The organism is Natronosporangium hydrolyticum, assembly GCF_016925615.1.
GTDB lineage: Bacteria > Actinomycetota > Actinomycetes > Mycobacteriales > Micromonosporaceae > Natronosporangium > Natronosporangium hydrolyticum.
This window is the reverse complement of sequence record NZ_CP070499.1, coordinates 4,434,132-4,458,542: the sequence shown is the minus strand read 5'-3', so window position 1 is coordinate 4,458,542 and position 24,411 is coordinate 4,434,132. Positions and strand designations below refer to the sequence as shown.

Sequence of the window (24,411 nt, the reverse complement as noted above, 5' to 3'; positions counted from 1 at the left end):
ATGGACAGTTGGACTCTCGGCGGGCTGGAGCTACGGTCCCGGCTCATCCTCGGCACCGGCGGTGCCCACAGCCTGACCGCGCTGGAGCGGGCGATCGAGGCCAGCGGCACCGAATTGGTGACGGTGGCGCTGCGCCGGGTCGACCCGGGCGGCTCCGGCGGGCTGCTGGAGGTGGTGCAGCGGGCCGGGGTGAAGCTGCTGCCCAACACCGCCGGCTGTTTTACCGCCACCGAAGCGGTGAAGCTGGCCCAGCTGGCGCGGGAGGCGTTCGAGACCGATTGGGTCAAACTGGAGGTGATCGGCGACGAGCGCACCCTGCTGCCGGATGCGGTGGAGCTGGTCGCCGCCGCCCAGCGGCTGGTGGACGACGGGTTCACCGTCCTGCCGTACACCAACGACGACCCGGTGCTGGCGCGCCGGCTCGCCGACGCCGGCTGCGTGGCGGTGATGCCGGCCGGCTCCCCGATCGGCTCCGGGCTGGGGATCAGCAACCCGCACCATATCGAGCTGATCCGGGAGGCGGTGAGCGTGCCGGTCATCCTCGACGCGGGGATCGGCACCGCCTCGGACGCGGCGCTGGCGATGGAGCTCGGCTGCGACGCGGTGCTGCTGGCGAGCGCGGTGACCCGGGCGGAAGATCCGGCGGCGATGGCCGAGGCGATGCGGTACGCGGTGACCGCCGGCCGGATGGCGGCGGCGGCCGGGCGGATCCCCCGCCGGTACGGGCGGGCGCTGGCCTCGACGCCGGAAGCGGGGCGGCCGGACCTGTGAGGGGCGCCCGGGTTCCCAGCGGCGTCGTGGTGGTGACCGACCGCCGGCAGGCGGCGGCGCCACTGCCCGAAGTGGTCGCGGCGGCGGTCGCCGGTGGTGCCCGCTGGGTGCTGCTGCGGGAGAAGGACCTGCCGACCCCGGCCAGGGCGGCGCTCGCTGCCCACCTGCGTGAGGTGCTGGCGCCGGTCGCGGGTCAGCTGCTGGTCGCCGGGCCGGACCCGCTCGGCGGCGACCGGGTCCACCTCGCCGCCGCCGACCCGACTCCGCGGACGTTGGCCGCTGCCGGTCTGGTGGGCCGCTCCTGCCACAGCCCGGCGGAGCTGGCGCGGCTCACCACTGAGGACTACATCACCCTCTCCCCAGTCTTCGCCAGCGCCTCCAAACCCGGGTACGGGCCGGCGTTGGGCACGGCCGAGTTGGCCCGGCTGGTGCCGCTCGCGGGCCGGCCGGTGCTCGCGTTGGGTGGGGTCGAGACGCCCGACCAGGCGGCGGCCTGTCGGCGGGCCGGCGCGAGCGGGGTCGCGGTGATGGGCGCGGTGATGCGCGCCGCGGACCCGGCGGCGACCGTGGCGACGCTCCGCACGGCTTTTGCTCAGGCAGCCTTCGAGCAGGAGGTGACGGTATGACCACCCCGCCCGTGGCGCTGACCATCGCCGGGTCGGACTCCGGTGGCGGTGCCGGCATCCAGGCCGACTTGAAGACGTTCGCGGCCCAGCGGTGCTTCGGCGCCTCGGTGATCACCGCGGTGACCGCGCAGAACACCAAGGCGGTCACCGACGTTCATCCGATCCCACCGGCGGCGGTGGCGAGTCAGCTCACCGCGGTCCTGGATGACCTGTCGGTGGCGGCGGTCAAGACCGGCATGCTCGGCAGCGCCGAGGTCGCCGACGAGGTGGCCGCTCGGGCCCGCGACGGGGTGCTGCCCCACCTGGTGGTCGACCCGGTGCTGATCTCCTCGACCGGCTACACCCTGGGGGTGGTCGCTGCGATCGAGCGACTGCTGCCGTACGCGGTGGTGGCGACCCCGAACGTCGCCGAGGCGGCGACGTTGCTCGACCGTCCGGTGACGACACTGGCCGAGATGGCGGACGCGGCAAGGGATCTCGCGGCCGGTGGTGCCCGTTGTGTGGTCGTCACCGGCGGTGATCTGCGGGGCGGGGAGCAGGCGGTGGACGCGTTGTGGCTCGACGGCGAGGTGCGGTTCCTGCGCGGCCCCCGGGTGCCCACGACCCACAACCACGGCTCCGGCTGCACCTTCGCCGCCGCGATCGCGGCCCGGCTGGCGCACGGTGAGCAGCTGGTCGATGCGATCTCCCAAGCTAAGTCTTATGTGGCACGTGCGCTGGCCGGTGCGACCGGTTGGCGGATCGGCGGCGGGATCGGCCCGCTGGACCACTTCGAGTGGTCACCCTCGGTTGACAGTGAAGGAGACAACGCATGAACGCTCGCCGCAAGGTGTACGTGGCCGGGTCGCGCCCGGACATCCAGGTGCCGTTCGCCGAAGTGGATCTGGCCGGCGACAATCCGCCGGTGCGGTTGTACGACACGGCCGGGCCGGGCAGCGAGCCGGAGGTCGGGTTACCGCCGCTGCGGGGGCCGTGGATCGCCGAACGTGGTGATGTGGCGCCGTCCCGCGGGGCCGGCACCCCGCTCGCCGCGGCCAACGGCAAGCCGGTGACCCAGCTCGCGTACGCCCGGGCCGGGGTGGTGACCCCGGAGATGGAGTTCGTGGCGGTCCGGGAGGGTATGGACCCGGAGGTGGTCCGGGAGGAGATCGCCACCGGCCGGGCGGTGCTGCCGGCGAACATCAACCATCCGGAGATCGAGCCGATGATCATCGGCAAGCGGTTCCTGGTGAAGGTCAACGCCAACATCGGCACCTCGGCGGTGACCTCGTCGATCGCCGAAGAGGTCGACAAGATGAGCTGGGCCACCAAGTGGGGCGCTGACACGGTGATGGACCTCTCGACCGGCAAGCGGATCCACGAGACCCGCGAGTCGATCGTCCGCAACTCGCCGGTCCCGATCGGCACCGTGCCGATCTACCAGGCGCTGGAGAAGGTCGACGGCGACCCGACGAAGCTGTCCTGGGAGCTGTACCGGGACACCGTCATCGAGCAGGCTGAGCAGGGCGTCGACTATATGACGGTGCACGCCGGGGTGCTGCTGCGGTATGTGCCGCTGGCGGTCGGCCGGGTCACCGGGATCGTCTCCCGGGGCGGGTCGATCATGGCCGCCTGGTGCCTGGCGCACCACCAGGAGAGCTTCCTCTATACCCACTTTGCGGAGCTCTGCGAGATCCTGGCGAAGTATGACGTCACCTTCTCGCTGGGGGACGGGCTGCGGCCAGGCTCGATCGCCGACGCCAACGACGAGGCGCAGTTGGCCGAGTTGAAGACGCTCGGCGAGCTGACCACTGTGGCGTGGGACCACGGCGTCCAGGTCATGATCGAAGGGCCGGGCCACGTTCCGATGCACAAGATCAAAGAGAATGTGGATCTGCAGCAGGACTGGTGCCACGAGGCCCCGTTCTACACCCTCGGCCCGTTGACGACCGATGTCGCACCCGCGTACGACCACATCACCTCGGCGATCGGCGCCGCGATGATCGGGATGTTCGGCACCGCGATGCTCTGCTACGTCACGCCGAAGGAGCACCTGGGCCTGCCGGACCGGGACGACGTCAAGGCCGGGGTGATCGCGTACAAGATCGCCGCGCACGCCGCGGATCTCGCCAAGGGGCACCCGGGCGCGCAGGCGTGGGACGACGCGTTGAGCAAGGCGCGGTTCGAGTTCCGGTGGGAGGATCAGTTCAACCTGTCGCTGGACCCGGACACCGCGCGGGCCTACCATGACGCCACTCTCCCGGCGGAGCCGGCGAAGACCGCGCACTTCTGCTCCATGTGCGGGCCCAAGTTCTGCTCCATGCGGATCACCCAGGACCTGCAGAAGTACGCCGACGAGCAGGGCATCACGGTGGCCGAGGCGGCGCAGGCGGGCATGCAGGAGAAGTCGGACGAGTTCGTCGACGCCGGCGGCCGCGTCTACCTACCGGTCACCTCGTAACGTCGGTCGCTCCGGCGCGATCCCGCGTGGATCAACTACCCTACGGCTGTACGACACGCCGCGTGTCGTACAGCCGTAGGGCTTTGGATCTTCAGCTCGGCTAGCGGGCTGTCGGTGGGGATCGTTGCAAGATCGGCTCCGGACAGCTCGTCTCACCCGACTTGGTGGGGCGAGTGGCGCCTGTTTTGCCGTTTTGGAAGTAGTTTGTCGCCGTAGTGGATCACCACTCAACCCACCAAGAGCTTCTGCGGCCCGACTATCGTCCGGTTATGCACGTTTCGTGCTGCTCGGGCGGGGCGAGCGGGCGGTGGGGGGCGAGCGGGCGGTGGGGCGAGCGAGCGGTGGGGCGAGCGGGCGGCGGGGCGAGCGGGCGGCGGGGCGAGCGGGCGGCGGCGCGGAGGGCTAAGCCTGCTGGCTGGCCGGGGCGGGCTGGCTGGCCGGGGTGCCGGCGCGCTCGTCGGCGACGATCCGGCCATCAGCCAGGGTGATCACCCGGTCCGCGGCCGATATCACCTCCGGGTCGTGGCTGCTGATCAGGACCGCGCTGCCGTGGTAGGCGTGTAGCCGAAGCACCGAGAGCACCAGCGCCACCCGGGCGCGGTCCTGATGCCCGGTGGGTTCGTCGCCGAGCAGCAGCGGGGGGCGGAGCCGCAGCGCGCGGGCGACCGCGGTGCGCTGCTGTTCGCCGCCGGAGGTCAGCGACGGGTAGCGGCCCGCCAAGTGTCCGATCTCTAGCCGTTCCAGCAGCTCTTCGGTGCTCGGTGTGCCGCTGGCCGCGGCGGGGTTCAGCGCCGCCGGCAGGCTGACGTTCTCGGCGACGGTGAACTCGTCCAGCAGCGCGAGCGCCTGCGGCACGAAGGCGAGGTACGGCCAGCCGAGTTCGCCGGGGGAGACCCCGGTGGGCAGCGGCGGCAGCGGTGTGACCTGTCCAGAGTCGGCGGCTTCGGTGCCGGCGAGCAGCGACAGCAGGGTGGTCTTGCCGGAGCCGGAGGGGCCGGCGGCGACCGCCAGCTCACCTGGGTAGAGCTCCAACGACACATTGTCCAGCGCTAGCACAGTTTCCGCCCCGCGCTGGAACCGTCGGGTGACGCCGGTGACGCTCATGATCGCGCCGGAGTGCTGGGTGCCGGAGTACTGGGTCATGTCTCCTCCTGGACGACGGCGCCGTCCCGCATCCGCAGCACCTGGTCTGCGCGGTCGGCGACGGCCGGGTCATGGGTGGCGGCCACGATCGCCACCCCGGTGGTGGCGAGCACCCGGAACGCGGCGAGGACTTCGTCGGCGGTGGTGTGGTCGAGCTGCCCGGTCGGCTCGTCGGCGACCAGCACCGCGGGCGGGCCGATGGCGGCGAAGGCGATGGCGGTGCGTTGCTGTTCGCCGCCGGAGAGCTGGCGGGGTCGATGTTCGGCCCGGTCGGCGAGCCCGAGCCGGTCCAGCAGGCTGGTCAGCTGGGGGTCACGTTTCGGCAGCCCGCGGAGGGCGGCGCCGAGTTGGAGATGTTCGCGGACGGTGAGGTAGTCGAGCAGATTGTCGGCGGGTGCCTGGTAGAGAAAGCCCAGCTGGCGGCGGCGCAGCCGGACCCGGCCCGGGCGGGAGAGCGTGGTGACCTCGACCCCGTCGAGCCGGATCCGCCCGGCATCTGGCCGGTCGATGCAGGCGAGTAGCCGCAGCAGCGTCGACTTGCCGGAGCCGGAGGGTCCCACCAGGGCGGTGATGCTGCCTCGGGGCAGGGTGAGGGAGACCCCGCGGAGCGCCGGCACCAGCGAACCGGCCGAGCCGTAGGAGCGTTCGACTTCGTCGCAGCGCAGGGCTGGTTCGCCGGTGCGGGTGGCGACGGCCGGCGCTGGGTGGACCGGGCGACCGCGGTCAGGGGGTGTCACGGAGTACCTCCGCGGGGTTGGTGTGGTGGATTCGGTGGTGGGTGAGGACCGCCGCGAGCACCGCGATCACGATCGCGGTCGCGGTGATCACGCCGGTGGCGGTGACCGGCAGCACCAGCAGGGTGCCCGGGAACCGGGTCGGGTGGATGTCGAAGCCGCTGCGCAGCGTGTACGCCAGGGTGACCGCGGCGGCTACGCCGACCAGCAGCCCGGTCGCCACCGGTGCCCCGATCTCCAGCAACATTGCCCGTCGATGTTGGCCGGGGCCGAGCCCGAGCCGGCGCAGCAGCACATAGGCCCGGCGGTGGGCGGCGGTGCGGGCCTCCAGGTAGAGCAGCAGTCCGATGGCGGCGATCAGACCGGTGAAGATGGAGAGCGCGGTGAGGTACTGGAAGGTGTAGGTGACCGGTTCGTAGACGGCGCCGGCCCGGTGTTCCTCGATGCTGCTGCTGTAGGTCAGCGGCAGCCCGGCGGCCGAGGCGGTGGCGAGCGTCTCGGCCGGCTCGCCGGCGATCCAGATCTGGGGCGTGAACAGATCGAGGTACGACTCGTCCAGCTTGGCGGCGAGCCGGTCGCGGTCGACGATGACCAGCGGGTAGGCGGCCTGCGCCCCGGGCAGCGGCCGGGTGGCGGCGACCGCCACCTCGATCGGTTCGCCGCGCACCTCCAGGGTGGCCGGTCCGGGTTCGAACCGCCGGTTCGCCACCACGGTCATGGTGCCGCCGTCGGCCAGCTGGTCCACGGCGGTGGCGAGGTCCGGACCCGAGATCCGCGGGTCCCAGAACGCGCCGTCGGTGAAGGATGTCAGGTCGACGGCGAGCAGGTCGACGGTGAGGCCGTCGAGCCGTTGCTGGTTGAGCCGCAGCACTTCGGTGCTCTGGCCGGCGAGCTGGTCGGGGATCGGGGGCGGTGGTGGCTGTTCGTCGCGTTCTCGGTCGATCGGGCGCAGGTAGCTGATCACCGTGTCACTGCCCAGGTTGAACTGCAGCTTCGCCTCGGCGGTGGTGTGGATGGTGCCGGTGGCGGTGGCGCCGAAGGCGGCCATCGCCACCGGCATGGCGGTCGCCGCGGCCAGCACGGTGGTGGCGACCGCGGCCCGGCTGATCCGCCGCCAGGCGAGGTATCGGGCGGTGCCGCGGGCGGGGCGGTCGGGCCCCGGCCGGCGGAGCAGGGCGGCGGCGATCCGGGCGCCGAGGATGGTGATCGCGATGATGATCAGGATCGGGGTGAGGAGCAGGCCGGCGGGGATGTGGGCGACCGAGCCGACCCCGCCGACGACCGTGTCGGAGACCTGGTCGTCGGCGAAGATGAACCAGCTGGCGGCGGCGCCGCCGAACAGGGTCAGCTCCCATGGGAGCTTGCGCCACCAGCCGACCCGTCGGCTGGCCGGGGGCGTGTCGACCAGGCCCCGGGCGCGGCCGGCGGCGAGCAGCCCGACCAGCAGCACACCGATGGTGCCGGTGACACCGGCGGCGAGGGCGGCGGTGGCGAGGGTGCCTTGGGCGAGCACCGGGGAGGGGCCGACCGACGCGACCAGCCCCCAGGCGGTCAGCCAACCGGTGACGGTGCCCAGCAGCAGCGCCGGGAGCGCCTCGAATACCGCCTTCGCCCCGATCGCGCTGGCGCTGACGCCGTGGGCGGCCAGCACCGCCAACTCGCGGCGGCGTCGCTGGGCCCAGTAGAAGGCGGCGGCGCCGGTGACCGCCAGGCCGACCAGGGTGCCGGCGGCGGTGATCGGGAGCACCGGCGGGACGATCCCGGAGCGGACCAGCTCCGCCCGTTGCTGGAAGCGGTCCAGTCTGGAGGAGAAGGTGACCTCGTCGAGGAAGGTGTTCGGGAAGAGGTCCCGATATTCGGAGTAGAGCGTGGCCTGGAGCGCGGCGGCGCCTTCGGCGACCTCGGCGGCGGCCGGTGAGGTCAGGTCCGGGTCGGTGAGGGTCAGCTCAAGCTGTTGGCCGGCGCGCAGCTGGGTGGCGTCGCCGACCGCCAGCAGCGTCTCTGGCGTGACCATCGCCGCCGGTGGCGGGAGGTTGTCGTCGAACGGGTCCTCGCTGCCGCGGTAGACCTGGGCGACGCCGCACCAGTACGGCGGGTCGGGGGACGCCCGGAGGTCGCGGTAGATGCCGGCCACCGGCAAGGTGACGCTCCCGACCTCGGGCAGCGGGAGCAGCCCCTGCTCGTCCTGCTCGTACGTGTGCCAGCTGCCGAGGTCGGCGCCGCGGGCCGCCAGCTCCAGCTCGTCGCCGATCTGGATCTGTTGCGCCTCGGCGTACTCGTCGGGCAGCCACAGGCCGTCCTGCTCGGCGGGGCTGGCGGCGCCGTCGACTACCTCGATGTGGTCGGCGAAGTCGTCGCGGGCCAGCAGCAGCAGCCCGGAAAGGTCCGGGTTGGGTAGCGGCCGGTCGGTCAACTCGACGTCGACCTCGCCGTACCCGGTGTTGACGGGTGGGTCGAAGCCGGCCGGCGCGTGCGCGGCCACCGCTGCTTCCCGTCCCCGGAACCGGTCTTCGCCGAGGACCGCGTCGAGGCTGCCCTGCTGGCCGACGGGTGCCAGCTCGCCGGTGACCTGGACGCCGACGAAGCCCGGGCAGGTCTGGTCGATCTGCCGATGCAGGGTGGCGTGCTCGGCGGAGGAGAGGAAGATCGGGGCGGCTGCGGCGGGCAGCGCCGCGACCATCGCGGCGGCGAAGAGGGCGACCGCGACGCCCGGTCGGCGCAGCAGCAGCAGCGGCCCCCGCCGCCACGGGGTCAAGGTGAGCAGTCGCATCCCGGTCTGGTCCCTCCCCGGCGCCCCCGCCCGCCGCGTGTCGGCAAGCGGCCCGGGCGGTGTGCACCGCCCCGGCCGCCGTCGTCCCTACCCCTGGTCTCTTACAGGACGCGACGGCCCGGCCAGGTGGTTGTCAGCCGAGCAGAGTTTTGGGCCGGGTGGTCGGGTTACTCTCCGCCGAAGAGTCGGGGGCCGGCGGCGAGGAGGAGGGTGGCGAGGCCGAGTAGCAGCCAGGGGGCGCGTCGCCGGTGGGCGACCAGGAAAGCAGCCACCGCCAGTCCGATCCCGAGCACCCCGGTGAGCATGCCCGGGTCCGACCAGTCGGGCCGGGACCCGGCGGCGACGGTCAGCAACGCCCTGCCGGCCAGGGGCAACCCCAGCAGTCCGAGCAGCGCGGCCCAGGTGCACATGCCGGCGAGGCGCCCGGGTGGCGGTGGCGTGTCGCGGACCCCGGCGAGCGTCGGGTCGCGGGGGCGGAGCCAGCTGGGGAGCCGGCGGCTCAGTTCACTGGCGAGGAGCCGGCCGAGCGGTGGCCGGCCGAGGGTTCGGTCGCTGGCGGTGCGCCGGTGCCAGGCGCGGGCCATCCGGTTGCTCCACGCGGTTGCCCGGTACCGGGCGGCGTGCCCGAGCCGGCCGGTGTGCCAGCCCAGCTGGTGCGCTGCGGGTCGGAGCGCGGCGAGCAGTGGCTGGAGCCACCCCGCGCCGCGGATGAGTCGGCGGCGGGCAGCGGGCTTGGCCGCGGCGGTTGGCTGGTCGGTGCTGGGGTCGGTCTGTGCGGCGGCGCCGCGGTCGGTGGCTGGCGGCGCCGGGTGTGGTGCGGCGGCGACTGCTCGGGGGGCTCGGGTGGTGGGGCGCGGTCGCCGGCGGCGCGGCCGGGCTACCGTCGTGGTGCGCACGTATGGGTCCTTGGGTGTTCGATCGGACAAAACTCACTATCCGTAACGGCCTACTCCAAAAGCAGTAACGGCCGGGGGGACGTGTCATGTTCGCGACATTCTCGAGGCGGGTGCCTGCTGACCGCCGAGATCCGGCGTAGGCTGCGCTGGTGCAGGCGGAGCCGGCGAGCAGCGGTGCAGCCCGGAGCGGGGGTCCGGGCGGGGCAGCGTCTCCAGATGGGGCGGTGTCTCCAAATCAGGAGGCGCCGATCGGGGTCTTCGATTCCGGGGTCGGCGGGTTGACCGTCGCCCGGGCGATCCTCGACCAGCTGCCGATGGAGCAGCTGCGCTATCTGGCCGACACGGCCCACGTGCCTTACGGGCCGAAACCGATCGCCGAGGTACGCCGGCACGCGCTCGCCGGGTTGGACACGCTCGCTGCCAGCGGGGTGAAGGCGTTGGTCATCGCCTGCAACGCCGCCACCGCCGCCAGCCTGCACGACGCCCGCGAGCGCTATCAGGTGCCGGTGGTGGAGGTGATCCGACCGGCGGTGCGCCGGGCGGTCGCGGCGACCCGGAACGGTCGGGTCGGGGTGATCGGCACCCAGGCGACCATCAGCAGCGGCGCCTACCAGGACGCGTTCGCCGCCGCCCCGCAGGTGCGGGTGACCACGGCGGCGTGTCCGCAGTTCGTCGACTTTGTCGAGCGGGGCACCACCACCGGTCGGACCCTGCTCGGGTTGGCGAGCGCCTACCTGGAGCCGTTGCAACGGGCGCAGGTCGACACGCTGGTGCTGGGTTGCACCCACTATCCGCTGCTGGCGGGCATGATCGGGCTGGTGATGGGGGAGTCGGTGACGTTGGTCTCCAGCGCGGACGAGACCGCACGTGATGTCTACCGGGTGCTGACGCAGACCGGGTCGTTGCGGGCCGCGGATTCGCCGCCGCCGCGACATCAACTGCGGACCACCGGCGACGCCGCGGTGTTTCGCCGGTTGGCGCAGCGATTCCTCGGCGCGGAGCTGATGGAGCTGACCGCGCCCGAGTTCGCGGGGGTGGCCGAATGAGGTTGACGGTGTTGGGCTGCGCCGGCAGCTTCCCCGGGCCGGAGTCGGCCTGCTCTGCTTACCTGGTGGAGGCGGAGGGGTTCCGGCTGCTGCTGGACTTCGGCACCGGGTCGCTCAGCGCGCTGCAGCGCTACATCGGGCTGATGTCGGTGGACGCGATCCTGCTCACCCACCTGCACTGTGACCATGTGCTGGACGCCTGTTCGTACGTGGTGGTCCGCCGCTACGCCCCGGGCGGTCCGTACCCGCCGATCCCGGTGTATGCGCCAGCTGGCGCCCCGGACCGGCTCGCCGCGGCGTACACGCCGGAGGCGACCCCGCTCGACGATGTCTACACCTTCTACGGGCTGCAGCCGGGCACCTTCCCGCTCGGCCCGTTCACGGTCACCGTCGATCAGGTCAACCATCCGGTGGAGACGTACGGGGTGCGGCTGGAGCACGGCGGGGGGACGCTGACCTACTCGGCCGACACCGCCAAGTGCGATTCGCTGCTGCGGCTGGCGCAGGGCGCCGACCTGTTCCTGTGTGAGGCGAGCTACCTCGACGACGTGCCGCACCCGCCGGATCTGCACCTGACCGGCGGCGAGGCCGGGGAGGTGGCGAGCAAGGCCGGGGTGGGCCGGCTGCTGCTGACCCATCTGGTCACCGCGTGGGGTAGCGAGGCGGCCACCTTCGAGGCGGCGAGCGCCGCGTACCCGGGCCCGGTGGAGATCGTCCGGCCGGGCGCCCGGTACGAGATCGGCTGACTCTGCCGGCTGGTCGTCGCCCGACGGCCGCCGCGCGACGCACTCTTCGGCTACCGTTCGTCGACCGGTCAGCCGCGCGACGCCCGGTCCTCCGTTGCCGGGCGCACCGTGGTCACATGCGGATCGCGCTGATCACCGAGTCTTTCGCGCCGGACGTCAACGGGGTGGCGAACTCCGTCGGCCGGGTCGCCGACCACCTGTACCGCGCCGGGCACCAGCCGCTGGTGATCGCCCCGGCTCCGGCATCGACCCGGCGGCGGGTGGCCGGCCCGCGTCCGTACCCGGTGGTGCGGGTGCCGAGTGTGCCCACCCCGGGCTACCGCGGGTTCCGGATCGGGGTGCCGGGGCCGGCGCTCACCGACGCGCTGATCGCCCACGCCCCGGATGTGGTGCACCTGGCGAGCCCGTTTGTGCTCGGGGCCCGCGGGGGTGGTCTCGCGGCGTCGCTGGGCCTGCCCACGGTGGCGGTCTACCAGACCGACATGGCTGCGTACCTGCGGCTCTACGGGCCGGGCCGGTGGCGGCGCGCGCCCGCGGAGATGTTGGCGGGGCGGCGGGCGCCCGCGGAGATTCTGGCGTGGCGCTGGCTGCGGCGGATCCACAACACCGCCGATCTGACCCTGGCTCCGTCCAAGGCTGCGGCGGCGGCGCTGTCGGCTCAGGGCATCGAGCGGGTGCGGCTGTGGCCACGCGGGGTCGACCTCGACCGGTTCTCCCCGGCGCGGCGCAGCGAGCGGCTGCGGCGGCTGCTGGCGCCGGGCGGCGAGTTGCTGGTGGGGTACGTCGGGCGGCTCGCCCCGGAGAAGCGGGTGGAGCTGCTCGGTGCGGTATGCCGGCTGCCGGGGGTGCGGGTGGTGGTCGTGGGGGACGGTCCGAGCCGGCCGGCGTTGGCGCGGGCGCTGCCCGGGGCGGTCTTCCTCGGGGAGCGGCACGGCCACCAGCTGGCGCGGATCTACGCCAGCCTGGACGTGTTCGCGCATACGGGTCCGCATGAGACGTTCGGGCAGACGGTGCAGGAGGCGCTGGCGAGTGGGGTGCCGGTGGTGGCGCCGGCGGCCGGCGGTCCGATGGATCTGGTGACGCCGGGGCTGACCGGCGCGTTGGTGCCGCCGGCGGATGCTGGTGCGATCGCGGCGGTGGTGGCGGGGCTGCGGGCCGATCCGGGGCGTCGGGACGCATACGCCCGGGCGGCGCGGGAATCGGTCGCCGGGCGGAGCTGGTCGGCGATCGGCGACCTGCTGCTGGACCACTACTACGAGGCGATCGGGATCGACCTTCCCGGCAAACCGTCTCAAAAGCGGACTACTCTCGCGTACGCTCAGGGGAGGTGACCGATCCGAGGGGGTTCGTCATGGCGCACGCGAGCGCACCGCAGAGTCAGCGGGCCCGCGGCTGGGCGATCGGTGGTCTGGTCTTCGGCGCCACCGTGATGCTGATCATCGGCTTCTGGCAGGCGCTGATGGGCATCGCGGCGCTCGCTGCGGAGGACTTCTTCGTGGTCAGCCCGGAGTATGCCTACGAGATCGACGTGACCACGTGGGGCTGGATCCATCTCGGCATCGGCGTGGTGGTCTTCCTGGTCGGCCTCGCGATCTTCACCGGCGCGATGTGGGCGCGGGTGGTCGGCATCGCGCTGGCCATCGTGGTGGCGGTCGCGAACTTCTTCTTCTTGCCCTACTACCCGCTCTGGTCGCTGGTGGTGATCGCGCTGGCCATCTTCGTCATCTGGGCGCTCGCCGCGGCGCCCCGGATGATCGATCAGGACGCGTAGTAGCTGCCCCGCAACCCGTTGCGGCGCGCCAGGTCGACGACCCGGCCCTGCTCCGCGGTCGCGGTGAGCGACGCCGCAAACAAGATCAACTGGTTCAGGATCAGCAGGAACACCAGCAGCCCGGCGGCGCCGGCCACCACCTGGAACGCCGGGTTGTACTCGGCCCGGTCCACCACCAGCCGCCCCACCGAGGTCAGGAACTCCGCGCCCGCGGCGACCAGCAGCGCCGGCGGGAGCACCCGACGCAGCGGCATCCGCAGCCGTGGCAGCAGCGTCAGCGCCGCGATCGCCAGGATGGTGTTGACGCTGAAGTTCAGCCCGAACCGGACCACCAGCAGCAGCCACTCCGCCGGCGCCAACTCGCCGGCCCGGATCAGCTCCACCAGCCAGCCCAGCAGCGCCTCGGCGCCGAGCGCGACGGTGAGCGAGACCGCCAGCAGGGTCCCCAGCCCCACCAGCGCCAGCCCGTCGATGAACCAGCGACGGAAGAATCCGCCCGGGTACTCCTCGATCCGCCAGATCGCCCGCACCGACGAGCGCAGCGAGTCCACCCACAACAGGCCGATCACCAGCAGACTGGCGAAGGCGATCAGGCCGGTCGCCTCCCGGGCGTCGCGGACCGCGTCGGTGTCCACCCGGGGCAGGTTCTCGTCCAGGAACCGCTGCACCGCCCCCTGCACGCCGGGATCGTCGACCACGTATCCGAGTGCGGCGAAGCCCAGCAGCACCATCGCGAAGGTCGCGAAGAAGCCGTAGTAGCTGACCGCGGCCGCGAGCCGCCGCCCGTCGGCCTGCCGGTAGCGCTTACCGGCCCGGACCAGCCGGCGCACCGACCCGTGACGGCGTTGCAGCCGGCACCAGAAGCGGTACGCCAGGCGTTGGCAGCGCCGGATCAACGGCAGGGGTAACCAGGACACGGTGGAACCGTACTCGCATTGTCCCAGGCGGGGTCAGGCGCCGGCCGGCCAGTTACTCGCCCCGCCAGGACAGCCACAGCGGACCGTGCGGCCGCAGGGTGATCCCGGCGACCACCGACGGGTCGCCGTTGAGCTGTCGCAGCGGCCCGGCGAGGAACGGCTCACTGGCGCAGGTCAGCATGGCCCGCGCCAGCTGGGCGCCCAGGCAGGTGCGCCGGCCGGCGGCGAACGGGATGAAACCCCAGGCCGGCCGGCCGGCGGTGAACCGGTCGGGCCGGAACTGGTCGGGCTCCGGCCACAGGCCCGGATCCCGGTGGGTGAGGTAGGGCGAGTAGCAGACCATGGTGCCGGCGGGGATCGCCACCCCGCAGACCTCCGTGTCCCGGGCCGCGACCCGACTGCCCAACCACCCGGCCGGATAGAGCCGCAGGATCTCGTCGAGCACCATCGGCAGTGACTCCGGATCCCGCCACGCCGGCGAACCGGCCAGCCACCACAGTGTCCACGCCAGCGTGTGCGCGGTGGTGTCGTAGCCGGCGGCGAGCGCCACCCGCAGCTCGGCGACCGGGTCCAGGTCACCGCCGGCGGCCGCCTCTCCCGCCACCGCGGCGGCGAGCGTGCCCGGCACGGGGTCGGCGACCACCGCGGCGATCGCCGTGTTCATCCGCCGGAACAGCCTTGGCCGGGGCAGCAGCGGCGCCGGGTTGGGCCGGTGCAGCGGGGCCAGGAAGCGCTCGAGTAACGATTGCGGGATGCGGTCGCCGAAGAGCGCGGCGGAGAGCATCCGGCGGACCACGCTGCCGGCCCACGGCAACGCGTCGAAGTAGCGCCCCGGCAACCCTGACTGGACGGCGGCCCGCAGCCGATCGGTGAGCTGCCGCACCGCCTGGCTGTGGAAATGCGGGTTGAGGGCCCGCCGGTGCGGGGCGTGCGCCGGCAGGTCGGTGTGGACCACGCCGTCGGCGAGGTACGGCGTCAGGCCGCTGAGACTGCCCCGGCTGCGGAACGTGTCCAGGTCGCCGAGGACTGCCCGGTTCCACTCTGGACGGTAGCCGACCAGCGTCGACCGCCACAACCGTAGCCGGAACACCTCGCCGGTGCGGGCGCCCGCCGCTAACAGCGGCACCGGGGCGAAGGTCCACGGCCACAGGTGGCCGATGACCGGATGCCCCGGCGGCTGCGGCAACCGCGCCGGGCTCCGCAGGGTCGGCGCCGTCACGGGTAGCTCCGTCCCCGCCAACGCGCCCGGCGTCGGGCCGCCAGCAGGTAGACCGGGATCGCCGCCGGGGCGGTCACCGGCACCAGCAGCGCCTCCCACGGGCTGCCCCGCCCGGTCTTGGCGTTGACCAACAGCCGTTGGGCGACGCTGAGAGTCGCGGCGAGCCGCCAGCCGGGCGCGGACCGCCACCGCAGCCACGGGACCGTGTAGGCGAGCAGGTGCCAGCCCAGGCTCGCCAGTAGCAACGCGTCCCGGTCACCGTGCGCCTCGCGCATGCTCTTCCCCAGCCCGCGTACGGTCTGCGGGTACCCGTCGTACATCCGGGCGCTGACCAGGTCGCCGCCGAGCGCCAGGCCCAGCCGGAGGCCGCGTCGCCGCGCCAGCCGCCCCAACGCCAGATCTTCCACGATCCGGTCCGCCACCGCGCGGTGCCCGCCGATCGCCTGGTACGCCGAACGGCGGAAGGCGAGCAGCTGACCGTTGGCGGTGGCGGCGGCGGGCACCGGCAGCGACAACAACCGGTGCGGCAGGAAGCTGAGCAGCACCTCGTCGATCAGCGGCACCAGCAGCCGCTCGCCGAGCGTCCCGGTCTGCTGCCGGGGGAAGACCGAGAAGACCTCGCTGCGCTGGCGGGTCAGCTCCGCCCACAGCGCGGCGAGCGCTCCCGGTTGGAGCAGCACGTCGGCGTCGCAGAAGACCAGCAGGTCGCCGGTGGCCGCGGCGGCGAGCTGGTGGCAGGCCCAGCTCTTGCCGATCCAGCCGGGCGGGCGCGGGGTGCCCGGCACCAGCCGCAGCCGGGGGTCGTCAGCGGCGGCGCGGCGGACCACCCCGGCGGTGTCGTCGGTGGACTCGTCGTCGCAGACCAGCACCTCGGCGGCGGGCTGGGCCAGCAGGCCAGGCAGGCACCGCGGCAGCCGGTCGGCCTCGTCGCGGGCCGGGACCAGCAACGAAACCCGCGGCAGCGGTGGGGCGGCGCTCGGGCGCCGGCCGAGGACCGGGAAACTGGCCAGATTGTCCAGCAACCCGACGGTCTTGGTCAGGTGGAAGCCGGCGACCAGCGCGGGCAGGGCGCCGCCCATCCGAGTCACCGCTCCGGGCGCCACGGCAACCACCGGTGGACTCGGTCGATCCGCTCGTCCCAACTGCGCCGGCCCGCCACCGCGCGGGTGAAGCCGGGCAGCGGCTGCCGCGGGTCCGCACTGGCCACTGCCGCGTCGAGGGCGGCCAGCTCGTCGGTGAGCGTCGTGGTCAGCCGGCCGGTCAGCTCCCGGGCGGCGTCGCGGGAGGCCAGCCCGGTCGGCGGCGCGACCTGCGCCAGCGACAGGTACGCCTCCGGGGCCTGCTGGCCGCGCACCACCACCCGGGTGGCGACGGCGTAGAGCGGAACCTTGGCGGTGTGAGCGAACCAGCCGGCGCCGCCGGCCAACCGGCCCAGCGGCCCGGGCGGCCGCAGCTCCCCCTCGGGGAAGATGATCAGCACCCGGCCGGCGCGTAGATAGGACAACCCGCGCCGGTACTCGCCGGTGCCGAAACCGCCGAGCCGTTCGATGAACCGGTAGCGCTCCAGATTGGTCTGGGAGAGCAGGAGGCACCCGACCCGTCGCCACCGTTCCAGCAACGCGGCGGCTATGAACGGATCCCACCAGCTGTGGTGGTTGGCGGCCCAGACGAACGGCCCGGCGGGCGGGTCGCCGCGCCACCACACGCCGCGCAGGCTCTGCCGGACCAGCCACCGGAAGCCCTGGAACATCGCGCTGGCGGTCGGGCTCCGCTCACGCACTTGCCTGCTCCGCGGTCCGGGCCGGCGACTGCTGGGCCGCCGCGGGCGGGGCCGGCCGGCGTTGCTCACGATTGCGCAGCCAGCGCCACAGCAGCACGGTCAGGGTCACCATCGCGAAGCCGAACCCGAAATCTTCGATCGGGAACGACACCGGCGCCCGGATGCCGAGGATCTGCGCCTCGTCGTAGAGCACCACCGTGCCCTGCGGCTTGGTCAGCCAGCCGTCGACCGGGATCTGGAACCCGAGCACGATCAGCATGGTCAGCCAGTAGCGCAGGGTCCGGAACAGGCCGGTGCGCAGCACCAGCAGCTCCAGCGCCACCACCAGCAGCGGCGCCGCCACCGCGGCGACGGTGTACAGCGGCAGGTCAGGCATCCGAACCTCCGGCGGTGGTCGGGGCGGCGGTGGCCCGGCGGGCGGCCGCCCCTCGCCCGCGCGCCAGCACCGAGCCGACCGCCTCGTAGGTCAGCAGCGCGCACAGCGGCACGACGACGAAGAAGAGCCACTCTTCCAGCGGTAGGCCGGCCAGCCGGGGGCCGAGGGTGTACTGGTCGGAGAACCACCAGTGGCCGTGGTGGTAGGCGAGCAGGTCCCAGCCGACGAAGATCACCAGAACCGGGGCGATGCTGGCGAGCAGCAGCTTCGGCCGCCGGTACACCCGCACCCCCGGCAGCAGCTCCAGCGGCAGAGTGATCAGCAGACAGGCGGCGAGAATCAACACGTAGTGCCAGCGGTCCATCAGCGGCTCCGGGGGGTCGCGGGGTCGAGGGTCGCAGGGTCGAGCATCGGGTAGCGCAGCCCGCGGCGTACCGGCTCCGGCAGCCGCCACGGTTCATGCACCTGCGGGCCGGTCACCTCGGCCAGTTCGGGCAGCCACCGGCGCACGTACTCACCCGCCGGGTCGAACCGGGACGCCTGCCGGAGCGGGTTGAAACCTCGGTGCGGCCGGGTGTCGTTGCCGGTGCCGGCGACCCACTGCCAGTTGCCGTAGTTGTTGGCCAGGTCGGCGTCGACCAGCTGGTCGTCGTACCAGGCGGCGCCGTCGCGCCAGTCGCCCCGCAGCCGCTTCACCAGGTAGGTGGCGGTGATCAGCCGGGCCCGGTTGGGGAGGAACCCCTCGGCCTGCAGCTGCCGCATCCCGGCGTCCACGATCGGCAGCCCGGTGCTGCCCTCCCGCCACTGCGCCAGGGTGTCGGCGTCGGCGGGGGCGGCGCCGCCGCGGTCCACGCCGTCGGGGGTGTCCGCGCGCCGCCGGTACGGCTCCCAGGGCAGCGCCGGAAAGGCCGCCAGCACCTGGTGGTGGAAGTCGCGCCAGCAGAACTGGCGGACCAGCGCCTCGGGCATGGCCGGCGAGGTCGCCACTCGGCGCGCCGACAGCGCCCCGAAGTGGAGGTACGCGCTGAACCGGGAGGTGCGGTCGGCGGCGAGGTCGTCCTGCCGCTCGGGGTACTCGGCGGCGTAGCGACCGAACTGCCGAAACGCGGCCTCCGCCGCCGACTCGCCGCCGGTGGGCAGGGTCCGGGCGGTCGCGCGGATCCGGCCCAGCGCGGCGGCTGGTTCCTGGCGAGGGAGGTCAGCGGCGCCGGGTGGCAGCGACAGCGCCGCCGGTGCGGCCGCTGGATCCCGCCAGCGGATCTGTCGCCAGGCTCGGAAGTAAGGCGTGAAGACCCGGTAGTGGTCGCCGCTGGCCGGCACCAGGTCGCCCGCGGGCACCACGGTGATGCCCGGATGCAGGTGGACGGTGAGCCGGGCGGAGTCGGCCGCCGTCAGGAGCCGCCGCTGCCGGCGGGTGGCGTAGCCGCTGACATCCTCGGCGAGATGGATGGCGCCCGCGCCGATCTGTTTCGCGAGCGAGATCGCTTCGTGAACCGGGTCACCTCGCCGGACCAGCAGGTCGGCGCCGCGCTGCCGGAGCGACTCCCGCAGGTCGGTCAGGCACTCGGCGAGGAAGTGGCGCCGGTTTTCGCCGGCGGGTAGCCGGGGGTCCACCACGAACAGCGGGAGCACCGGCCCGCGGGCGGCGGCGGCGAGCGCCGGATTGTCGTCGAGCCGTAGATCGCGGGTGAACAGCAGCACGGCGGGCGTGGCCTCCCGGGTCATGCCGGCCTCCGGGCGCCGGGTGGGGTGACCGGGGTCCCGGCTCGGGTGAGCAGGCTACGGGCGGCCAGCCGCGCCCGCCGGGCACGCGGTACCACCGCGCGGCGGCGGAATACGTCGAAGTCGACCCGGGCGACCTCGGTGAGGATCTCCGCGTACAGGTGATAGGCGGCCCGGATGCACGCCTGTGAGCTGGGCGTGAGCATGGTGACGCCGGGTGCGGCGGCGGCGTAGTGCTGGTGTGCCCGGGTCACCTGATAGCGGATCAGCGACCGGATCGCGGGATCGGCGCTGCCGCGCGCGGCAGCGGCCCGCAGCCCGGCGGGGGTGACCCCGAACCGGGCCAGGTCCTGCTGCGGCAGGTAGATGCGGCCCCGGTCGAGGTCCTCGCCGACATCCCGGATGAAGTTGGTGAGCTGGAACGCCAACCCCAGCTCGCGGGCGGGTCCGCGGGCGGCTGCCGGGTCGGTCGGGTCGAGGATGGGCAGCATCATCGTGCCGATCACCGCCGCGGAACCCTCCATGTAGGAGAGCAGCTCCTCGTAGGTCTGGTACTCGGTGACCGTGAGGTCCATCGCCATGCTCTTGAGGAAGGCGGCGAAGTCGTCGGGGTCGAGCTGGCAGGCGTCGATCGTGTGCAGCACCGCGGGCAGCAGCGGATCGGTGACCGGTGCACCGGCGAGGCCGGCGAGGAAGGTCTCCGACCACTCCCGGAACCGTTCGGCCCGCTTATCCGGGGGGAGATCTTCGGTTCTGTCCACGATCTCATCGGCATATCGGGTAAAACCATATAAAGCGTGGACATGTGGTCGCTTGTGCCTGGGCAGCAGGCGAGTGGCCAGGTAGTACGTCCGCCCGTGGTGTCGATGCAGCTGCCGGCACCGCTGGTAAGCGGCGGCGAGCGCTGGCTCCACGATCACCAACCCCCTCGCAAAACGATGCAACAATCGACGCAACTTACCGCACCAGGCTATCCTAACCGGGTACCGCGGGGCGGGGATTCGACGTGGACCGCCGCGCACCGTGGGGAGTGGGGGAGCTGATGCGCCAGGTCACGGGAGCCACCGAGCGGGTGGTCGTGGTGGGCGCCGGGCTCGGTGGCCTGGCCTGCGCACTGCACCTGGCCGGCGCCGGCCGGCAGGTGACTGTGGTGGAGCGGGCGGCCGAGCCGGGCGGCCGGGCCGGTCGGCTGGCCCTGGCCGGGTTCGAATTCGACACCGGGCCGACCGTGCTCACCATGCCCGACCTGATCGCCGAGCCGCTCGCGGCGGTCGGCGAGTCGCTCACCGACTGGCTACCGCTGACCACCCTCGACCCGGCGTACCGGGCCTGGTTCCCGGACGGCTCCTCGCTAGACGTGATCACCGATCCGGAGCGGATGGCGCAGCAGCTCGCCGAGGTCTGCGGCCCGCGGGAAGCCGCCGGCTACCGGCGGTTCGTGGCCAGTGCCCGGCAGCTGTGGCAGCTGGAGCGGGACGACTTCATCGCCCGCAACCTCGACGCCCCGACCGACCTGCTCAACGGCAACCTGCTGCGACTGCTCGCCGTCGGCGGGTTCGGCCGGCTGCAGGCGTACATCGACCGGTTCTTCCGGGACCCGCGCACCCGGCGGATCTTCTCGTTCCAGGCGATGTATGCCGGCCTGGCGCCGCACCGGGCGCTGGCGATCTACGCGGTCATCGCCTACCTGGACGCGGTGTGCGGGGTCTACTTTCCACGCGGCGGGGTGCACGCCCTGCCCCGGGCGCTCGCCGGCGCCGCCGACAAGCACGGCGTCGAGCTGCGCTACGACACCACGGTCACCCGGGTGGAGACCCGCGCCGGCCGGGCGGTCGCCGTCCACACCACCGGCGGGGAGCGGATCCCCGCCGACGTGGTGGTGCTCAACCCCGACCTGCCCGCCGCCCATGAGTTGCTACCGGGCCCGGGTCTGCGCCGCCGCCTGCGCTACTCGCCCTCCTGCGTGGTGGTCCATATCGGCTCTCGGCAGCACTACTCGAAGATCGCCCACCACAACATCCACTTCGGTCGTGCCTGGCGCCGGACCTTCCAGGAGGTCATCGACGAAGGGCGGTTGATGAGCGACCCGTCGCTGCTGGTCACCAACCCGACCCGGACCGATCCCCAGTTGGCCCCCGCCGGCCAGCACAGCTACTACCTGCTCGCGCCGGCGCCGAACCTGGCCACCGGCGCCCAGGCGTGGCGCTCCGGGCTCACCGACGCGTACGTGTCGCAGCTCTTCGAGGTGCTCGAAGCCCGCGGCTACCACGGATTCCGCGATGCCGCCACGGTCTGCCACCCGGTCACCCCGGCCGACTGGGCCGACCAGGGGCTGGCCGCCGGCACCCCGTTCGCGGCGGCCCACACCTTCGCCCAGACCGGCCCGTTCCGGCCGAACAACCTCCACCCGGCGCTCGACAACGTGGTCTTCGTGGGCTCCGGGACGCAGCCGGGCGTCGGCGTGCCGATGGTGCTGATCTCCGGCAAACTGGCCGCTGCCCGGGTGACCGGAGCGGCCCGATGATCCCTGACCTGGACCGGGCGCTGTTGCCGGTCGAGCTGGTCGACTCGGGCGGCGACCCGATCGGCAGCAGTACGGTGCTGCGGGCCCACACCGCCCCGGGGCAGCTGCATCGGGCGTTCTCGGTGCTGCTGCTGGCGTTGGACGGCCAGCGGCTGCTGCTGCAACGCCGGGCCGCGGTGAAGACCCGGTTCCCGCTGCGCTGGGCCAACTCCTGCTGCGGCCACCCCGCCCCGGGGCAGTCGGTGGTGGCGGCGGCCACCGACCGGCTGGCCGAGGAGCTCGGCGTCACCGGGGTCGAGCTGCGCGAGGTCGGGGTCTACCGGTATCGGGCCACCGACCCGGCGAGCGGCTGGGTGGAGTACGAGTACGATCACGTGCTGGTCGGACAGATCCCGTTGGACCAGCGGCTGGCGCCGGACCCGGCCGAGGTCGCCGAACTCTGGTGGGTCGCCCCGGTGGAGCTGCACCGGCTGCTCGAACAGCAGCCGGCGGCGTGCGCCCCGTGGCTAGCCGGGGTCGCCGCACCGTTGGACACTGTGGCCGGTAAACACTGGGGTGGATGATCGAGACTGGACTCACCGCGGGTGAGGCCGCGCGGCGACTGGGAGTGGCGGTGACCACGCTGCGTAGCTGGCACCACCGATACGGCCTGGGGCCGACCCAGCACGAAGCCGGCCACCACCGCCGCTACAGCGCCGACGATCTGGCCAGGTTGGAGCTGATGCGCACGCTGACCTCGCAGGGGGTTCCGGCCGCGCGGGCCGCCCGGCTGGCCCGCGCCGGCGCCCCCGCACCAGGCTCGGGGCGGGCCACCGCCGCCCGGGCGTTGCCGGATCACCCGGGCCACGGCCCCGCCGACGAGCCGGAGGCCGTCTCGTCGGCGGCGGTCCGCGGGCTCGTCTACGCGGCCGAGCGGCTGGACATCGGCTCGGTCCGCCGGGTGGTGTCGAAGGCCGTGGCCGACCTGGGCGCGGCGGCCGCCTGGGACGGGCTGATCCGCCCAGCGCTGGGCCGGATCGAGGCGAAACAGGCGGGCCCCCACGGGTCGGCCGGCGGCCTGGTGGCGGTGGAGCACCTGCTCTCCCGGGGCATCTCCGAGGTGCTCGGAGCGGTGCCCCGGCCGGCCACCCCGCCGCAGGCGCTGCTCACCTGCGCCGCCGAGGAGCAGCACTCGCTGCCGCTGGAGGCGCTCGCCGCGGCGCTGGCCCAGCGGGAGATCAACGCCTGGCTGCTCGGTGCCCGCCTGCCGGCGCCGGCGCTGGCGGCCGCCGCCCGGCGTACCGGGCCGGGGCTGGTCGTGGTGTGGTCGCACGCCCGTCGTACCGCCGACCCGGCGCCGCTGGTGGCGCTGATCGCCAGCCGGCCCCGGCCAGCGGTGGTGGCGGCTGCCGGGCCCGGCTGGTCACAGCCCTTGCCGGCGGGGGTGACCAGCCTGGCCAGCCTGCCCGAGGCGGTGGCGGCGGCGGTGGCGGTCGCCAGCGCCGCCCCGCCTGCCGAACCAGGAGCGAGCCACGCTGCCGGCCTGACATATGGTGGCGGGCATGACGCGACCTGACGGGCGGAAGCCCGAGCAGCTCCGGCCGGTGCGGTTGACCCGGGAATGGAGCAGCCACCCAGAGGGATCGGTGCTGGTGGAGTTCGGCGACACCCGAGTGTTGTGCACCGCGAGCGTGACCGAGGGCGTCCCCCGCTGGCGCCGCGGGTCGGGCCAGGGGTGGGTGACCGCGGAGTATGCGATGCTGCCGCGCGCCACCACCAGCCGCAACGACCGGGAGAGCGTCAAAGGCCGGATCGGCGGCCGGACCCACGAGATCTCCCGGCTGATCGGGCGCAGCCTGCGGGCCTGCATCGACCTGGGCGCGCTCGGCGAAAACTCGGTGGTGCTCGACTGTGACGTGTTGCAGGCCGACGGGGGCACCCGGACCGCGGCGATCACCGGGGCGTACGTCGCCCTCGCCGACGCGGTGTCGTGGCTGTCCAACCGGCAGCGGCTCCGGAAGGCCCCGTCGGTGGTGCTGCACCGGTCAGTGGCGGCGGTCAGCGTCGGCGTGGTGGAGGGTGAGCCGCGGCTAGATCTGTGCTATGCCGAAGATGTGGCGGCCGACGTGGACATGAACGTGGTCTGTACGAGCAACGGTGACTTCGTTGAGGTGCAGGGGACCGGGGAGGCGTCGGTCTTCTCCCGGTCGGAGCTGGACGCGATGCTGGAGTTGGCGGTCGCCGGCTGCGCTGAGCTGTCCGAGGCGCAGCGGGTGGTCCTGACGTGACCGCGACGCACCGGCTGCTGCTCGCCACCCGCAACCGGCACAAGCTCACCGAGCTACGGCGAATCCTCACCGGGGTGGGCAGTGTGGAGCTGGTCGGCCTCGCCGACGTCCCAGAATATCCAGAGGCGCCCGAGACCGGCCTGACCTTCGCCGAGAACGCGCTGTTGAAGGCCCGCGAAGGGCTCCGGCACACCGGCCTGCCGACGATCGCCGACGACTCCGGCCTGGTGGTGGACGCGTTCGGCAACGCTCCCGGGGTGTTCAGCGCCCGCTGGGCCGGCCGGCACGGCGACGACGAGGCGAATCTGCAACTGCTGCTGGCGCAGCTCGCCGACGTGCCGGACGCGAACCGGCAGGCGTCGTTCGTGTGCGCGGCCGCGCTGGCGCTGCCCGGTGGTCGGGAACATCTGGTGGACGGCCGGCAGCCCGGGGTGCTGACCCGCGGCCCGCGGGGTGGTGGCGGTTTCGGGTACGACCCGATCTTCGTCGCGGACGGCGAGACCCGCACCAACGCCGAGCTCGACCCGGCGGAGAAGGACGCGATCAGCCATCGGGGCCAGGCGTTCCGGGCGATGGGCAAGCTCATCGCCCGGGTCCTCATCGACGGCAGCTGACTCGGCCAGGCGGTTAGCCGCGGTAGAGTCACGGTCCCTGGCCGCTGCG

The 24,411-nt window shown here is 73.2% G+C and carries 26 protein-coding genes; 14 read left to right on the top strand and 12 right to left on the bottom strand.

From position 1 onward, the window contains the following. From JQS43_RS20025 to JQS43_RS26110, 5 genes are all read left to right on the top strand, one after another. Positions 1-771, top strand: coding sequence for a thiazole synthase (locus JQS43_RS20025; RefSeq protein ID WP_239675917.1), 771 nt, complete (start codon positions 1-3; stop codon positions 769-771). Next, positions 768-1,397, top strand: a complete 630-nt coding sequence (locus JQS43_RS20020) for a thiamine phosphate synthase (protein ID WP_239675916.1) — start codon at positions 768-770, stop codon at positions 1,395-1,397. Before JQS43_RS20025 ends, JQS43_RS20020 begins: the two co-directional genes overlap by 4 nt. Next, positions 1,394-2,212: a bifunctional hydroxymethylpyrimidine kinase/phosphomethylpyrimidine kinase gene (thiD, locus tag JQS43_RS20015; RefSeq protein WP_239675915.1), complete on the top strand. Its 819-nt coding sequence runs from the start codon at positions 1,394-1,396 to the stop codon at positions 2,210-2,212. The genes JQS43_RS20020 and thiD overlap by 4 nt, the downstream gene beginning before the upstream one ends. After that, a complete protein-coding gene (gene thiC, locus JQS43_RS20010) occupies positions 2,209-3,837 on the top strand; it encodes a phosphomethylpyrimidine synthase ThiC (RefSeq protein WP_239675914.1) in 1,629 nt (542 codons plus the stop codon). Before thiD ends, thiC begins: the two co-directional genes overlap by 4 nt. A 280-nt stretch (positions 3,838-4,117) precedes the next feature. Continuing rightward, the gene (locus JQS43_RS26110) at positions 4,118-4,243 is read left to right on the top strand and encodes a hypothetical protein (RefSeq protein WP_275580933.1); all 126 of its coding nucleotides are present in this window, start codon (positions 4,118-4,120) and stop codon (positions 4,241-4,243) included. Here the strand turns inward: JQS43_RS26110 and JQS43_RS20005 are convergent. From JQS43_RS20005 to JQS43_RS19990, 4 genes are all read right to left on the bottom strand, one after another. Continuing rightward, positions 4,240-4,980, bottom strand: coding sequence for an ABC transporter ATP-binding protein (locus JQS43_RS20005; protein WP_239675913.1), 741 nt, complete (start codon positions 4,978-4,980; stop codon positions 4,240-4,242). The genes JQS43_RS26110 and JQS43_RS20005 overlap by 4 nt on opposite strands. After that, entirely contained in the window at positions 4,977-5,717 is a 741-nt protein-coding gene (locus tag JQS43_RS20000) for an ABC transporter ATP-binding protein (protein ID WP_239675912.1), read from the bottom strand. Before JQS43_RS20000 ends, JQS43_RS20005 begins: the two co-directional genes overlap by 4 nt. Next, entirely contained in the window at positions 5,704-8,484 is a 2,781-nt protein-coding gene (locus JQS43_RS19995) for an ABC transporter permease (RefSeq protein ID WP_239675911.1), read from the bottom strand. The genes JQS43_RS20000 and JQS43_RS19995 overlap by 14 nt, the downstream gene beginning before the upstream one ends. A 167-nt stretch (positions 8,485-8,651) precedes the next feature. Further along, positions 8,652-9,380, bottom strand: a complete 729-nt coding sequence (locus JQS43_RS19990; RefSeq protein WP_239675910.1) for a hypothetical protein — start codon at positions 9,378-9,380, stop codon at positions 8,652-8,654. 224 nt (positions 9,381-9,604) lie between these two features. Between JQS43_RS19990 and murI the strand changes: the two genes are divergently transcribed. The 4 genes from murI to JQS43_RS19970 all read left to right on the top strand — a co-directional run bounded on the left by murI (position 9,605) and on the right by JQS43_RS19970 (position 12,943). Next, positions 9,605-10,426 carry a glutamate racemase gene (gene murI, locus JQS43_RS19985; RefSeq protein WP_239675909.1) on the top strand — a complete coding sequence of 274 codons (822 nt, stop codon included), beginning with the start codon at positions 9,605-9,607 and terminating at the stop codon, positions 10,424-10,426. After that, the gene (locus tag JQS43_RS19980; protein ID WP_239675908.1) at positions 10,423-11,172 is read left to right on the top strand and encodes an MBL fold metallo-hydrolase; all 750 of its coding nucleotides are present in this window, start codon (positions 10,423-10,425) and stop codon (positions 11,170-11,172) included. The genes murI and JQS43_RS19980 overlap by 4 nt, the downstream gene beginning before the upstream one ends. A 116-nt stretch (positions 11,173-11,288) precedes the next feature. Beyond that, positions 11,289-12,503 carry a glycosyltransferase gene (locus JQS43_RS19975; RefSeq protein ID WP_239675907.1) on the top strand — a complete coding sequence of 405 codons (1,215 nt, stop codon included), beginning with the start codon at positions 11,289-11,291 and terminating at the stop codon, positions 12,501-12,503. Next, positions 12,500-12,943, top strand: a complete 444-nt coding sequence (locus tag JQS43_RS19970) for a DUF7144 family membrane protein (RefSeq protein WP_239675906.1) — start codon at positions 12,500-12,502, stop codon at positions 12,941-12,943. The genes JQS43_RS19975 and JQS43_RS19970 overlap by 4 nt, the downstream gene beginning before the upstream one ends. Here the strand turns inward: JQS43_RS19970 and JQS43_RS19965 are convergent. The 8 genes from JQS43_RS19965 to JQS43_RS19930 are packed head-to-tail and all read right to left on the bottom strand — an operon-like array spanning position 12,931 to position 19,871. Further along, a complete protein-coding gene (locus JQS43_RS19965; RefSeq protein WP_239675905.1) occupies positions 12,931-13,860 on the bottom strand; it encodes a YihY/virulence factor BrkB family protein in 930 nt (309 codons plus the stop codon). The genes JQS43_RS19970 and JQS43_RS19965 overlap by 13 nt on opposite strands. A 52-nt stretch (positions 13,861-13,912) precedes the next feature. Continuing rightward, the gene (locus JQS43_RS19960) at positions 13,913-15,079 is read right to left on the bottom strand and encodes a cytochrome P450 (RefSeq protein ID WP_239675904.1); all 1,167 of its coding nucleotides are present in this window, start codon (positions 15,077-15,079) and stop codon (positions 13,913-13,915) included. Then, on the bottom strand, positions 15,076-16,158 hold the full coding sequence (locus JQS43_RS19955; protein ID WP_239675903.1) for a glycosyltransferase family 2 protein: 1,083 nt from the start codon (positions 16,156-16,158) through the stop codon (positions 15,076-15,078). Before JQS43_RS19955 ends, JQS43_RS19960 begins: the two co-directional genes overlap by 4 nt. Positions 16,159-16,163: 5 nt before the next feature. Further along, positions 16,164-16,859 (bottom strand): lysophospholipid acyltransferase family protein, encoded by a 696-nt coding sequence (locus tag JQS43_RS19950; RefSeq protein WP_239675902.1) that lies wholly within the window; start codon positions 16,857-16,859, stop codon positions 16,164-16,166. Further along, positions 16,852-17,235 carry a lycopene cyclase domain-containing protein gene (locus JQS43_RS19945; protein ID WP_239675901.1) on the bottom strand — a complete coding sequence of 128 codons (384 nt, stop codon included), beginning with the start codon at positions 17,233-17,235 and terminating at the stop codon, positions 16,852-16,854. Before JQS43_RS19945 ends, JQS43_RS19950 begins: the two co-directional genes overlap by 8 nt. After that, a complete protein-coding gene (locus JQS43_RS19940) occupies positions 17,228-17,599 on the bottom strand; it encodes a lycopene cyclase domain-containing protein (protein ID WP_239675900.1) in 372 nt (123 codons plus the stop codon). The genes JQS43_RS19945 and JQS43_RS19940 overlap by 8 nt, the downstream gene beginning before the upstream one ends. Next, entirely contained in the window at positions 17,599-18,960 is a 1,362-nt protein-coding gene (locus JQS43_RS19935) for a cryptochrome/photolyase family protein (protein ID WP_239675899.1), read from the bottom strand. Before JQS43_RS19935 ends, JQS43_RS19940 begins: the two co-directional genes overlap by 1 nt. Continuing rightward, complete coding sequence (locus JQS43_RS19930) at positions 18,957-19,871, bottom strand: phytoene/squalene synthase family protein (protein WP_239679506.1); 915 nt, start codon at positions 19,869-19,871, stop codon at positions 18,957-18,959. The genes JQS43_RS19935 and JQS43_RS19930 overlap by 4 nt, the downstream gene beginning before the upstream one ends. A 128-nt stretch (positions 19,872-19,999) precedes the next feature. On the opposite strand from JQS43_RS19930, the gene crtI reads away from it, so the two are divergent. Genes crtI through rdgB form a run of 5 tightly spaced genes read left to right on the top strand, consistent with a single transcriptional unit; the run spans position 20,000 to position 24,362 of the window. Continuing rightward, positions 20,000-21,481 (top strand): phytoene desaturase family protein, encoded by a 1,482-nt coding sequence (gene crtI, locus JQS43_RS19925; RefSeq protein WP_239679505.1) that lies wholly within the window; start codon positions 20,000-20,002, stop codon positions 21,479-21,481. Beyond that, positions 21,478-22,044: an isopentenyl-diphosphate Delta-isomerase gene (gene idi, locus JQS43_RS19920; RefSeq protein WP_239675898.1), complete on the top strand. Its 567-nt coding sequence runs from the start codon at positions 21,478-21,480 to the stop codon at positions 22,042-22,044. The genes crtI and idi overlap by 4 nt, the downstream gene beginning before the upstream one ends. Further along, positions 22,041-23,036: a MerR family transcriptional regulator gene (locus JQS43_RS19915; protein ID WP_239675897.1), complete on the top strand. Its 996-nt coding sequence runs from the start codon at positions 22,041-22,043 to the stop codon at positions 23,034-23,036. Before idi ends, JQS43_RS19915 begins: the two co-directional genes overlap by 4 nt. Then, positions 23,023-23,748 carry a ribonuclease PH gene (gene rph, locus JQS43_RS19910; protein WP_239675896.1) on the top strand — a complete coding sequence of 242 codons (726 nt, stop codon included), beginning with the start codon at positions 23,023-23,025 and terminating at the stop codon, positions 23,746-23,748. The genes JQS43_RS19915 and rph overlap by 14 nt, the downstream gene beginning before the upstream one ends. After that, positions 23,745-24,362 (top strand): RdgB/HAM1 family non-canonical purine NTP pyrophosphatase, encoded by a 618-nt coding sequence (gene rdgB / locus JQS43_RS19905; RefSeq protein ID WP_239675895.1) that lies wholly within the window; start codon positions 23,745-23,747, stop codon positions 24,360-24,362. The genes rph and rdgB overlap by 4 nt, the downstream gene beginning before the upstream one ends. Positions 24,363-24,411 lie beyond the last annotated feature (49 nt).